Raw genomic sequence first — 13,675 nt, 5'->3', positions numbered from 1 at the left:
AAGGGGTCGGTGCGGAGGCGGAGGGTCAGAACTTGATCCCGCCCAGGAGTCCGGCCAGGCTCGCTCCGCCCGCGGTGATGCTCGGTGCGATGGCGGTCCCGGCCAGGTAGAAGCCGAACAGGGCGGTGACAAGGGCGTGCGACGCCTTGAGGCCGTCCTTCCTGAAGAACAGGAAGACGATGATGCCGAGGATGACGACGCCGGACATGGAAAGGATCATGAGTGTTCTCCTGGTTGGAGGGGACGGTCACCATGAGTCCTTCCAGGCTCACCCCAAGTATCCGTAGGATAAAAGGCGCAATTGGGTGAAAAGGGTGATTATCCACTCGATCGGCGGAGGGGAAGCCCGGACCTGATCATGTAGTCGCCCGGGCAGTACCCTGTCGGTTCACTCGCACGGCCCCCGCCGTGCACGTCCCGGCCGCCGCTGGCGGCCCGAGCGGTCAAGGAAGGCGGTACCCCGATGAGCGACGCCCCCGATCCCGAGGTCGTGGAGCTGGCCTCCAAGGTGTTCGACCTGGCACGCGCCGGCGACGCCGACGCCCTCGCGGCCTATGTGGACGCCGGGGTGCCCGCCAACCTCACCAACGACCGGGGCGACTCGCTGCTGATGCTCGCCGCCTACCACGGGCACGCCCCCGCGGTCGCCGCCCTCGCCTCCCGTGGCGCCGACCCGGGCCGGGCCAACGACCGGGGCCAGACCCCCCTCGCCGGAGCCGTCTTCAAGGGCGAGGAAGCGGTGATCCGCGCCCTCCTCGACGCGGGCGCCGATCCGGCCGCCGGAACGCCCTCCGCGGTCGACACCGCACGCATGTTCGGCAAGGACGACCTGCTGGAACTCTTCGGCGCCCGCTGAACGGGTACGTCGTAAATGTGGTCGCGGTGGCGAAATGGCTGGGTCATCATGACGTCGCGGGCCCGATCCGGGCCACCCGACGAGAGGCAGAGGAAGATGCTCTACACCAGGCAGAAGACGGCGGTCGGCGAATCATGTTGCTGCGCGGCCTAGGGCTCGCCCCAGTGCTCGTCCCGGAGCACGTGGAACTGCACAGTCCCGGTTGTGTCGACAGCTTGATGTGAGGCTTTCCCCATGTTCGATCCGTTCATAGCGCCGAGCGGCACCCTGCTCGGCCTGCTCCAGAGAGGCCGCGGCGACGGCACGCTCCACGCGCTCGCCGCACCGCGCTCCGAGGCCCTGGCGGCCCTCAACCACTGCGTCCTGAGCGACCCGCGCCACGACTGGCAGGTGGAGAACCGCTCCCTGTACTACGCGCGCCTCTACCTCGACCTCGACGGCGGTATCGAGGAGATCGAGCGGCATCTGACGGACCCCGAGGACCACCTCGACACCGAGGACGCGCGGACCGGCCTCGCCCTGTCCGTCCTCGGCCACCTCGCCTCCTACGGGCGCGGCGACGCCCTCGCCCTGCTGCGGCGCTACGCCGCGACCGGCTCCAACTGGGCCTGGGCCCTGGACGAGCTGGCCCTGCGCGACGACGACGCCGGACTCCGCTCCCTCGCCGAGCCCGTGCTCACCCGCTTCCCCGACGACCCCGAGGGCCGCGCCGAACTCGCCGCGACCGTGCGGGACGCCTACGAGCCCCGCCCCTGGCGGCTGTGGGCCGACGACCCGCGCGAGGCGGTCGGCGCCCGCGTCCGGGCCGCGTCCGAACAGGGGTCCTTCGACCGCTGGCAACGCCAGATGCGCCCCGGCGGCCCCCGGCCCGGCTGGAGCGTCCAGGCGGTCTTCGACTGGGCCCAGCAGGGTCTGGAGCGCGGCAGCGTGCTGCACGTGCCCGCCGCCCGCTGCCTCGCCGCCGTCGCGGGCCCCGAGGACCGGGCCCACATCGTCGCCGCCGCCCGCAGCGGACCCGACGCCGCCCGCTGCGCCGCCCTCCACTATCTGGCCGCCGAGGTCCGCGACCCTGTCGTGCTCGACCTGATCGAGGCCGCCGCCACCGAACCCCGGGGCACCGTCGCCGACGCCGCCGTCGCCGCCTTCGAGCGGATGTGCGGCGAGGACGCCGTGGAGCGCGCCCGCCGCTGGGCCCGCAGGCCCGACGCGCTCGGGGCCTCCGCCGCCGGCGTGCTGGCCGGACGCGGCGGCCCGCAGGACGCGCCGGCGGTGCTCGGCTCACTGCGCGACGCCGTACGCGGCGACGGGCCGGACGCGCCACGGCTGTGGGCGCTCGTGGACGGCGCCGGCCGCCTCGGCATCGCCTGCGCCGCACCCGTACTGCGCCACATCTACCGGGAGACGTCCTCCTCGCAGCTGCGCGGCCGGACCGCCCGGGCCCTCGCGGCCACCGACCCGTCCTTCGCCACCGGGTTCGCCGTCGAGTGCCTGTGGGACTGCGAGGAGACGACCCGCGAGGTCGCCGCCCGCCACGCCGAGACCGGTGACCTGCGCGTCGCCGAACGGCTGCGCCGGCTGGCCGCCGACCCCGCCGAGGAGGCCGAGGTCCAGTCGGCGGTACGCAGCAGGATCGGCCCGGACGCCCCGGCGGTCTGACCGGCGGAACACCCCGCGGTACCCAGGAGTGCAGCGCGTCGGGGGCGCGCCGCTCCCCGCCCTGTTCTGCGATCACCGGACGGCGGGCCAGTATGGGGGCATGACCGGGCGCTGGGAGTTCTGGATCGACCGTGGCGGCACCTTCACCGACGTGGTGGGGAGGCGCCCCGACGGACAGCTCGTCACCCGCAAACTCCTCTCGCACGACCCGGACCGCTACCGCGACGCCGCCGTCGCCGGCATCCGGCTGATGCTCGGGCTCGGACCCGGTGAGCCGGTCCCCGCCGAGCGGGTGGCCGCCGTCAAGATGGGCACCACCGTCGCCACCAACGCCCTGCTGGAGCGGCGCGGCGAACCGACCGTCCTGGTCATCACCGAAGGCTTCCGGGACGCCCTGCGCATCGCGTACCAGAACCGCCCCCGTCTCTTCGACCGCCGCATCCTGCTCCCGGAAGCCGTCTACGACCGGGTCATCGAGGTCCCCGAGCGCATCGACGCCCACGGCCGCGCCCTCACCCCGCTCGACCGCGACGAAGTCGCCCGCCTGCTCCGCGAGGCCCGCGCAGACGGGCTGTCCAGCGCGGCCGTCGTCCTGATGCACGGCTACCGCCACCCGGTCCACGAGCAGGCGGTCGCCGACGAGGCCAGGGCCGCCGGCTTCACCCAGATCAGCTGCTCCCACGAGGTCAGCCCGCTGATCAAGCTCGTCCCGCGTGGTGACACCACCGTCGTGGACGCCTACCTCTCACCGATCCTGCGCCGGTACGTCGACTCGGTCGCCGCCGAACTCCCCGGCATCAGGCTCATGTTCATGCAGTCCAACGGCGGCCTGCGCGAGGCCGCCCACTTCCGAGGCAAGGACGCCGTGCTGTCCGGGCCCGCCGGCGGGGTCGTCGGCATGGTCCGCACCTCCGCCCAGGCCGGCCACGACCGGGTCATCGGCTTCGACATGGGCGGCACCTCCACCGACGTCTCGCACTACGCGGGCGAGTTCGAACGCGAACTGGGCACCGAGGTCGCCGGCGCCCGGATGCGCGTCCCCATGATGAACATCCACACCGTCGCGGCCGGCGGCGGCTCCGTCCTGCACTTCGACGGCCGGCGCTACCGGGTCGGCCCCGACTCCGCCGGCGCGGTCCCCGGCCCCGCCTGCTACCGCCGGGGCGGCCCGCTGACCGTCACCGACGCCCAGGTCATGCTGGGCCGCATCCGCCCCGCCCACTTCCCCGCCGTCTTCGGGCCGGACGGCGACCAGCCGCTCGACGCGGACATCGTGCGCGAGCGCTTCGAGGAACTGGCCGAGGAGGTCGCCCGGGCCACCGGCACCAAGCGGACGGCGGCCGAGACCGCGGCCGGCTTCCTGGAGATCGCGGTCCTCTCCATGGCCAACGCCGTCAAGAAGATCTCCGTACAGCGCGGCCACGACATCACCCGCTACGCCCTCACCGGCTTCGGCGGCGCCGGCGGCCAGGCCGTCTGCGCCGTAGCCGACGCCCTCGGCATCGACACCGTCCTCGTCCCGCCGCTGGCCGGGGTGCTCTCCGCGTACGGCATCGGGCTCGCCGACGCCACCGCCATGCGCGAGCAGTCCTTCGAAGCCGGCCTGGACACGGAATCCGAGGCCCGGGTGCGGGAGCTCTGCGACGAGCTCGCCGCCCGTACCGGCGACGACCTGCGCGCCGACGGAGTGCCCGCCGACGCCATCACCACCCGCGCCCGGGTCCTGCTGCGGTACGAGGGCACCGACGCGAGCCTGCCCGTCGCCCTGGACACGGCCGCCGCCATGACCGACGCCTTCACCCGCGAGCACCGCGCCCGCTACGGCTTCACGGCCGACCGCGGGCTCGTCGTGGAGACGGTCTCCGTCGAGGCCACCGGGACCGCCGGCGGCCACGCCGAGATCCGGCCGGCCGGGCGGGACACGGGCGCCCCCACGACACCCCGCCCCCACGACACCGCCCGCATGTTCGCGGAGGGGCACTGGCAGGAGGCCCCGCTCCACCGCCGGGACGATCTGAGGGCCACCGACGTCGTCACCGGCCCCGCCGTCATCGCGGAGGCCGACGCCACCACCGTCGTGGACCCCGGCTGGCAGGCCGAACTCGCCGCCACCGGCCACCTCGTCCTCACCCGCGCCCGCCCGCGCCCCGCCCGGCAGGCCGTCGGCACCCAGGTCGACCCGGTGATGCTGGAGGTCTTCAACAACCTCTTCATGTCCATCGCCGAGCAGATGGGCGTGACCCTGGAGAACACCGCCCGCTCCGTCAACATCAAGGAGCGCCTCGACTTCTCCTGCGCCCTGTTCGACGCCGACGGCAACCTGATCGCCAACGCGCCCCACATCCCCGTCCACCTCGGCTCCATGGGCGAGTCGATCAAGGAAGTGCTCCGGCGCAACGCCGGCACCCTGCGCCCCGGCGACGTCTACGCCATCAACGACCCGTACCACGGCGGCACCCACCTGCCCGACGTGACCGTCGTGACCCCCGTGTTCGACACGACCGGCGACGGGTCGGTGCTGCGCTTCCTGGTGGCCTCGCGCGGCCACCACGCCGAGATCGGCGGCATCACCCCCGGCTCCATGCCCGCCTTCAGCCGGACCGTGGACGAGGAGGGCGTCCTCTTCGACAACTGGCTCCTGGTCCGGGACGGCGCCTTCCGCGAGGACGCCACCCGCGACCACCTCACCACCGCCCCGTACCCCTCCCGCGACCCCGACACCAACCTCGCCGACCTGCGCGCCCAGATCGCCGCCAACGAGAAGGGGATCGCCGAACTGCGCGCCGTGACCGACCAGTTCGGCACCGAGGTCGTGGACGCCTACATGGGTCATGTGCAGGACAACGCCGAGGAGTCGGTGCGCCGCATCATCGCCGGGCTCGACGACGGCCACTACCGCTACGAGACGGACAACGGAGCCGTCATCGAGGTGACCGTCACCGTCGACCGCGAGGCCCGCGCCGCCGTCATCGACTTCACCGGTACGTCCCCGCAGCAGCCGGGCAACTTCAACGCCCCGAAATCCGTGGTCATGGCCGCCGTGCTGTACGTCTTCCGCACCCTGGTCGCCGACGACATCCCGCTCAACAGCGGCTGCCTGAACCCGCTGGAGATCCGCATCCCCGAGGGCTCCATGCTCGCGCCCGTCCCGCCCGCCGCCACCGTCGCCGGCAACGTCGAGACCTCGCAGGCGGTGACCGGCGCGCTGTACGCGGCCCTGGGCGTCCAGGCCGAGGGCTCCGGCACCATGAACAACCTGACCTTCGGCAACGACCGCGTGCAGTACTACGAGACCGTCGCCAGCGGCTCCGGCGCGGGCGAGGACTTCGACGGCACCGACGCGGTCCAGACCCATATGACCAACTCCCGGCTCACCGACCCCGAGATCCTGGAGTGGCGCTACCCGGTCCTGCTGGAGAGCTTCCGGGTGCGCGAGGGCAGCGGGGGAACGGGCCGGCACCGGGGCGGCCGCGGGGTCGAGCGCCGCATCCGCTTCCTCGAACCGGTCACCCTGGCCCTGCTCACCGGACACCGCCGCGTGCCCCCGTACGGCATGGCGGGCGGCGGACCCGGCGCCCTCGGCAGCCAGCACATCGAACGCGCCGACGGCGGCCGCACCGAGCTGGCCGCCTGCGACAGCGCGGACGCCGCACCGGGCGACGTACTGGTGCTGCGTACGCCCGGGGGCGGGGGTTACGGGAACCGGGACGGGGAGAACGCGGGGGCCTGACCGGTCCGCCGGGAGCGGCCCTTCTGCGCCGTTTCGACCGTTGTCGGTGCGAGGACCTAATCTGTGCACCGTGACTTCGCCTGCCTACACGGACAACGCTGCGCCCCAGCTCAGCGCGGGGCCGCGGCCCGCACCGGGCCCGGCCGCCGACGAGGGGCTGTCCCGGCGGCTGCGCGCGCTCGCCTGCACCGCGCCGCTGCACGACCTGGACGTGCGCAAGGCGAACCTCGCCGGTGAGTACAGCGGTTACGCGATGGCCGAGGTCGCCCTCGCCGCGATCGACCACGTCACGCTCAACATGGACTTCGACACGGGCGCGGACCACGACCAGATAGTGACCAGGCTCCTCCCGCGCGTCGCCGCCCAGGCCCCCACCCGCCCCGCCGCCGAGCACGAACGGGTCGCCCGCTGGGTCCTGGAGAACCTGATCAACGTCGGCAGTGTGGACCGCGGATTCCGCGCGGTCTACGGCACCTTCGGGCCCGACGGCGCCTACGTCCGCCGCGACTACGACTTCAAGCTGATCGAGGAGGTCCCCGGGCACGGCGGCAGCGTCTATCTGAGGGCCACCGACGAGGCGGTCAACGTCCTGGTCGGCGCCCTCGACACGGACGTCACCAGCGCCCAGATCGCCGCCGAGGTCAAGCTGGAGGTCCTGATCAGCCGGGGCCGCCTGGCCGACGCCCAGCTCGCCGCCGAACAGGCCCGCTACCGGACCGTGCAGTACGCGGAGACGCTGCGCAAGACCCTCGACGCCACCCGGCGCAACGTCCGCGCGGTCGACTGGCTCAACGCCGTGCCCGACATGATCGCCGAGGCCCTGGACCACGTCGCCGACCGCTACCGCCACGAGAACGCGATCCTGACCAACATCCGCAAGGCCCGCGACGAGGCCGAGGACCCCGAGCACAAGCGCCGCGCCGCCGAGCTGGTCGACATCGTCAAGGACTGCATCCGCCGCCACACCCAGCTCCAGTCCCGGCTCCTCGAGGCCGGCCCGCTCTTCCGCGCCGAGCAGGACCGCCAGGCGTTCGCCGCCCCCGCCGCCCGCACCGGACTCGACCTGTACGGGCAGCTCCTCGGCCCGCTGCTGCCGCTCCCGGTCGAGCAGGCGAGCCGCGCCACCGACGCCTTCTTCGCCCACGGCACCGGCCTGCGCACCCCGGTCTCCGTCCGGGTGGGCGACCTGGTCGACCTGCTCCTCAGCCCGCCCCCGGCCCGCGAACACCTCGGCGCCGAGATGCCCGAGCCGGACCTGATCGCCACCCCCGACGACAGCCGCTTCAGCGAGGAGCAGCTGACCGCCGCGATGGAGCTGCTCGACCTGGAGCACGACGCGCCGCGCCGGCTCTCCGGCCTCCTCGCCGACGCCCGCCGCCGCGACCCGGACCTGCCCTACCTGGTCGCCCTGCTCGCCGTGCACGCCGCGAGCCCCCCGGTCGGCACCGCCTACCGCCAGGGCGAGCGCCGCCTGCTGTTCTCCGTGGACGACGGCACCCCGCTGGAGGACGAGGAGTTCGGCGGCGCCGACCTGATCGTCGGCACGGCCCTGCTCGACGCCGCCGGCATGGCGGCCGACCGCACGGAGGCGCCGTGACAGCCCCCGGCCCCCGTACCCCCTTCCGCAACACCTTCCGCACCGAGGAGCCCGTGTCGTGAGCGACCACCGCGCAGAGCACGCCGACGCGTGGAGCGAGCCCGCCGACCGGCCCGCCCCCGCCTACGAGCCCGACCGCCCGGCGTCCGCGCCGGCCGCCGTCACCCCGGCGGACGTGGCCGACGCCGCCCGGCTCGTCGCCTTCGGCCTCCAGCCCAAGCTGCTCCCCGCCCGCGACGCCGAGTACGCCGAACTGCTGCGCCGCTACCGGGACGACCCCGCCTTCGCCCGGCTCGCCGACGCCGTAGCCACCGGCCTCGGCCTCATCGTCCTGGAGGTGTCCCCCCGGGCCGGCATGGCCGTCACGGCGGGCGAGGACTCCGTCTTCGCGGTCCGCATGGGCGACTACGCGCGCCGCGCCTCCTCGGACAGCGCCGACCGCTTCCTGCACGGCCTCGCCCACCTCGCCGTCGCCGCCATGGCCTTCCCGCGCCCCGAGGACCTGGCCGACGACGCCTACATCGGCCGGATCACGGTCAACGGTGTGGACGCCTTCGTACGCCAGGCCTGCGACCGGCTGGAGCAGCGCGCCGAGGAGCAGGGCGACAACACCGACCCGGCCAGCGACGCCCCGGGGCTGGAGGCCGGCTGGCGCGTCTACGCCCGGCGCAGCGCCACCGGCGCCACCAAGGACGCCCGCCGGCTCGCCGGATCCACCACCGGCATCATCGGCAAGGCCGCCGCCTTCCTCACCGACTCCGGCTTCCTCCAGCGCACCGGCGACGACGCCGGAGGCACGTACCGCACCACCGCCCGCTACCAGCTCCAGGTCCGCGACATGGCCGGCAGCGCCGCCATGGCCGAGCTCCTCGACCTGGGCGTCGTCCCCGTCACCGACGGAAGCGCCACACTGCTGCCGCCCCCGGACCCCGACGACCTGGAACTGGTGGCCGACGCGGGCCTGCCGTTCCACGGCTGACCGCCGCCCGTCACCGACGCCCTCCCCCCGCTCCCAGAACGACGAGAGTCCGCCGCCATGTACGAGCTGTCCCGGGTCCGCCTCTACTCCATCGGACCGGCCGGCGCACGCTACGCCGACACCGTGCTCGACCTGCGCGGAGTCGGCGAGCCCGTGCCCCGCCCCGCCCCGGCGCAGGCGGAGTTCTTCGAGGACGAGCCGGTCGGCCCGCCGCGCCGCCCCGCCCCCGCGGGCGTCCTCTTCCTGGAGAACGGCGGCGGCAAGTCCGTCCTGCTGAAGCTGATCTTCTCGGTGATGCTCCCGGGCCACCGCAACACCCTCGGCGGCGCCAGCTCCGGCGTGCTGCGCAAGTTCCTGCTCGCCGACGACTGCGGGCACGTCGCCCTGGAGTGGCAGCACACCCTGACCGGCGAATGCGTGGTCGTCGGCAAGGTCAGCGAGTGGCGCGGACGCCAGGTCTCCAACGACCCCCGGAAGTTCGCCGAGGCGTGGTACTCGTTCCGGCCCGGCCCCGGGCTCGGCCTGGACTCGCTGCCCGTCGCCGAGTCCACCGCCGTCGGCCGCCCCGCCGAGGGCGTCTCCGGCGCCCGTGGCAGGCGCCGCACCATGAAGGGCTTCCGCGACGCGCTCACCGAGGCCGGGAAGTTCTACCAGCACCTCGATGTGCACTGGGAGGAGATCCACGACCGCTGGAACGAGCACCTGGGCGACCTGGGCCTCGACCCCGAACTCTTCCGCTACCAGCGCGAGATGAACGCGGACGAGGGCGAGGCGGCCGGTCTCTTCGCGGTCAAGAAGGACTCCGACTTCACCGACCTGCTGCTGCGCGCCGTCACCGACACCCGCGACACGGACGGCCTCGCCGACCTCGTCAGCGGCTTCGGCAACAAGCTCGGCCGCCGCGCCGAACTCACCGCCGAACGCGACTTCACCGCCGGCTCCGTCGACCTCCTCGGCCGCATCGTCGAGGCCGCCGGGACTCGCGCCCGCACCCGCGACATCCACGCCGGATCCGAGCGCCGCACCCGCACCCTCGCCCGCCGCCTCTCCGCCCGCGCCGGCGACGAGCGCGGCCGGGCCGCCGAGCTCGCCCAGCAGGTCACCGCCGCCGCCCACACCGTCACCGGCGCCGAGGAGACCCGCGGCCGGCGCGCCCTGATCGCCGCCGAACTCGCGTACCGGCACGCCTCGCTGGCGCTCACCGCCGCCGAGAAGAGCGCCGCCGCCCAGCGCCGCGAACTGGGCGACGCGCGCACCCTGCACTCCGCCTGGCAGGCCGCCGAGGCCGTCCTGCGCCACCGCGCAGCCGCCGACCGCTCCGCCCGCGTCGCCGTCGCGATCCGGGAGGCCGAGCGCGACGCCGCCCCCGCCCTCGCCGCCCGCGCGAGCGCCGCCGCCGACCTCGTACGGGCCCTGCACACCGCCGCCGAGGCGGGCGAGAGCCGGGCCAACGAGGAGGAGGAGCGCTCCGACACCCTCCAGAGCGCCGGCGAGGCCGCGCACCGGGACGCCACCACCGCCGCCACCGAGGCCCAGCGCGCCCGCAGCGAGGCCGGCCACCTCCGCCAGCGCCTCGCCGAGGTCGAGCAGGAGACCGCCGAAGCCGTCCGGGCCGGCTGGCTGGACGACACCGCGCCGCACGCCGACCCGGCGAGGGCCGCCCTCGCCGCCAACGACGCCGAACAGGCCGCCGTCGCCGCCTGGGACACCGCCCGCGAGGCTGCCGGAGCCGCCGCCGACCGGGCCCGCCAGGCCACCGCGGACGAGGCCCGCGCCGAGCTGGCCGCCGCCCGCGCCGCCGACGCCGCCCGCGCCGCCGAGCAGGCGTACGAGGCGGAGCTGAGGGCCGCCGACTCGATCGCCGCCGAACCCCGCCTCGCCGAACTGCTCGGGCTGTCCGCCGACCGGACCGGCGCGGTGCCCCGCCCCCGCCAGGCCGCAGCCGGGACCGGCCGGACCACTGACGCCCAGCACGGGCACGACGAGGGGCAGGCCCCCGCACCGGCCGCCCCGGACGGAGCCGAGCCCGCCCCGCACGGCGCGCCCGCCGCCACCGCAGCCCTTCCCGGGCCCGCCGGACCGGCCCTCACCGCCGACGAGTTCGACCGCAGCGCCGACGAGCTGCGCGACCTGCTCGACCAGAGCGTCACCTCCGCCGAACGGCGCCTGTTCGAACTGCGCACGGCGGCCGCCGACGACGCCCGCATCCTCGGCGCGCTCGGCGACGGCGGCCTCCTCCCGCCGAGCCCCGACGTCCTGGCCACCGTCGAATACCTCGGCGAACAGGGCATCCCCGCCCTCCCCGGCTGGCGCTACCTCGCCCAGGCCGTCGACCCCGCCGACCACGCGGCCGTCCTCGCCGCCCGGCCCGAGCTCGTGGACGGCGTCGTCATCACCGACCCCGACGCGCACGCCCGCGCCCGCGACGTCCTCGGCGCCGCCGCCCTGCTGCCCCGGTCCGCCGTCGCCGTCGGCACTGCCGCCGCCCTCCTCGCCCCCGTGCCCGGCACCGGCGCGTCCGGCCCCGGCGAAGGCGTCTTCCTCGTACCGCCGAACCCGGCCATGCACGACGAGCACGCCGCCGACGAGGAGCGCCAGGCCCTGCGCAGCCGGGCCGCGGCCCGGGACGAGGACATCCGGGTGCTCGCCGCCCGCCTCGGCGCCGACCGCGCGCTCGCCGCCCGCATCGGCTCCTGGCGCGCCGACTGCCCGCCCGGCATGCTCGCCGAGCTCGCCGAGGGAGCCCGCACCGCCCGCACCGCCGCCGAGACCGCCGAGGCCGTCCTCGCCGAGGCCCGCACGGTCCGTGCCGAGGCCGACGAGGCCGCTGCCGACACCGCCCGCGTCCGCGAGGAGCGCCAGGAGGCCGCCCAGCGCGCCCGCCGGGCCGCCGACGCGCTCGCCGGACTCGCCTTCCGGCTGCGCGAACGGGCGGGCTGGCAGGCCAAGCTGCGCGAGCTGACCGACGAGGCGGCGGAGAGCGAGGCCCGCGCCACCGTCTTCCTGGAGCGCGCCCGGGCCGCCGATGAGGACCGCCGCGCCGCCCAGCGCGCCGCCGACGACGCCCGCCGCACCGCCCGCGCCCTGCGCGCCGAACGCGCCGAGATCGCCGGCGCCCCCGAACACCTCCCCGACCTCGGCGAGGACGCCCCCCGCCAGGCGCTGCCCGCCCTGCGCGAGGCGTACCGGGCGGCGTCCCAGCTGTACGAGAAGGTGGGCGTCGGCGCCGACCTGCGCGCCGAGCAGGCCCGCGCCGAGAGCGACGAGAGCGCCGCCCTCGCCGAGCTGGACCGCCTCACCAACAAGGTCCGCACCCGGGCCGCCCAGCTCCTGGAGGGCACCGACGGCGCCGACGGCCCGTCCCGGCAGGCCGCGGCCGCTCGCGCCGAATCCCTCGTCCAGCTCCTGGAGACCCGGGCCTCCGCCGCCAGCGAGCAGCTGGGCCGGCTGCGCGGCGAGGCCGAACGCCTGGCCCCCGCAGACGGCGAGAGCCTGCACACCGAGCTGCCCGACGGCCAGGTGCCCGCCGACGCCGAACAGGCCCAGGCCCTGCTGCGTACCGCCACCGCCGAGCTGGCCGCCGCCACCGCCGCGCTGGACACCGCCCGGGCCGCCCACGCCGAGCTGCTGCACGCCCACCGCGCCTCCGAGGACGCGGCGGGCGGCTTCGACGAGACGGCCGCCCTGCTGCGCGACCTGCTCAGGGACCACGGCGCCGAGGACGACTCGGAGGAGCCCGAGCCGTACCCGGGCAGCCTGGAGGAGGCCCGGCAGTCCGCCGCCGAGGCCCGCCGCTCGCTGCGCGGCTGCGCCGCCGACCTCTCCGCCGCCGAAGCGGCCGTCCGGGAGGCGAGCGACGTCCTCGTACGGCACGCCAACTCCACCCGCTACGAGCAGGTGCGCACCCCGGCCCGGCAGCAGATCCGCGAACTGCCCGCCGCCGCGCTCCCCGAGCACGCCGCGAAGTGGGCCGCCGCCTTCGCGCCCCGGCTGCGCGTCCTCACCGACGAGCTGGCCCAGCTGGAGCGCAACCGCGACTCCATCGTGGACCGGCTGCGCGGCCTGGTGGAGTCCGCGCTCACCACGCTCCGCTCCGCCCAGCGGCTCTCCCGGCTCCCCGAGGGCCTGGGGGAGTGGTCCGGGCAGGAATTCCTCCGTATCCGCTTCGAGGAGCCCGACCAGGCCACCCTCACCGAACGGCTCGGCGAGGTCATCGACGAGGCGACGAGGGCGGCCCTCCGGAAGAACTCCGACCTGCGCCGGGACGGCATGTCCCTGCTGCTGCGCGGGGTGCAGGCGGCCCTGGAACCCAAGGGCATCGCCGTGGAGATCCTGAAGCCGGACGCCGTGCTGCGCGCCGAGCGGGTGCCGGTCGGGCAGATGGGCGACGTCTTCTCCGGCGGCCAGCTGCTCACCGCCGCCATCGCCCTGTACTGCACGATGGCCGCCCTCCGCAGCAACGACCGGGGGCGCGACCGCGCGGAGCACCGGCACGCGGGCACGCTGTTCCTGGACAATCCGATCGGCCGGGCCAACGCCACCTATCTGTTGGAGCTCCAGCGCGCGGTGGCCGACGCGCTCGGCGTACAACTGCTGTACACGACCGGCCTGTTCGACACGACGGCCCTCGCGGAATTCCCGCTCGTCATCCGGCTGCGCAACGACGCGGACCTGCGCGCCGGGCTGAAGTACATCAGCGTCGAGGAGCACCTGCGCCCCGGGCTGCCGCAGCAGGACCCCGGCAGCGAGACGGTGCACGGCGAGATCACCGCGACCCGCATGTTCAAGCGCGGCGCCCCGGCGCCGAGGACCCCGGACGCGTCCGAAACCGTCGAGGGGACCCGGACACCGTAGGCG

7 protein-coding genes are annotated in these 13,675 nt (G+C 75.3%); 6 read left to right on the top strand and 1 reads right to left on the bottom strand.

Going from position 1 to position 13,675, the window contains the following annotated elements; all coding sequences use genetic code 11:
- Positions 1-25: 25 nt before the first annotated feature.
- Complete coding sequence (locus ACIQZN_RS20695) at positions 26-220, bottom strand: hypothetical protein (RefSeq protein ID WP_018103962.1); 195 nt, start codon at positions 218-220, stop codon at positions 26-28.
- Between the two features lie 243 nt (positions 221-463).
- On the opposite strand from ACIQZN_RS20695, the gene ACIQZN_RS20690 reads away from it, so the two are divergent.
- The 6 genes from ACIQZN_RS20690 to ACIQZN_RS20665 all read left to right on the top strand — a co-directional run bounded on the left by ACIQZN_RS20690 (position 464) and on the right by ACIQZN_RS20665 (position 13,672).
- Positions 464-856: an ankyrin repeat domain-containing protein gene (locus tag ACIQZN_RS20690; RefSeq protein WP_403995726.1), complete on the top strand. Its 393-nt coding sequence runs from the start codon at positions 464-466 to the stop codon at positions 854-856.
- Between the two features lie 234 nt (positions 857-1,090).
- Positions 1,091-2,512: a HEAT repeat domain-containing protein gene (locus ACIQZN_RS20685; protein WP_403995723.1), complete on the top strand. Its 1,422-nt coding sequence runs from the start codon at positions 1,091-1,093 to the stop codon at positions 2,510-2,512.
- A 100-nt stretch (positions 2,513-2,612) separates the two neighbouring features.
- Positions 2,613-6,242, top strand: coding sequence for a hydantoinase B/oxoprolinase family protein (locus ACIQZN_RS20680; RefSeq protein ID WP_403995720.1), 3,630 nt, complete (start codon positions 2,613-2,615; stop codon positions 6,240-6,242).
- A 70-nt stretch (positions 6,243-6,312) separates the two neighbouring features.
- Positions 6,313-7,839, top strand: a complete 1,527-nt coding sequence (locus ACIQZN_RS20675) for a hypothetical protein (protein ID WP_403995717.1) — start codon at positions 6,313-6,315, stop codon at positions 7,837-7,839.
- Between the two features lie 58 nt (positions 7,840-7,897).
- Complete coding sequence (locus tag ACIQZN_RS20670) at positions 7,898-8,818, top strand: hypothetical protein (protein ID WP_403995714.1); 921 nt, start codon at positions 7,898-7,900, stop codon at positions 8,816-8,818.
- A 57-nt stretch (positions 8,819-8,875) separates the two neighbouring features.
- On the top strand, positions 8,876-13,672 hold the full coding sequence (locus tag ACIQZN_RS20665) for a hypothetical protein (protein ID WP_403995711.1): 4,797 nt from the start codon (positions 8,876-8,878) through the stop codon (positions 13,670-13,672).
- Positions 13,673-13,675 lie beyond the last annotated feature (3 nt).

The organism is Streptomyces sp. NPDC097595 (genome assembly GCF_044761525.1).
Classification (GTDB): domain Bacteria; phylum Actinomycetota; class Actinomycetes; order Streptomycetales; family Streptomycetaceae; genus Streptomyces; species Streptomyces drozdowiczii_A.
The sequence above is the reverse complement of the archived record's forward strand: the minus strand, read 5'-3'. Positions and strand labels throughout refer to the sequence as shown.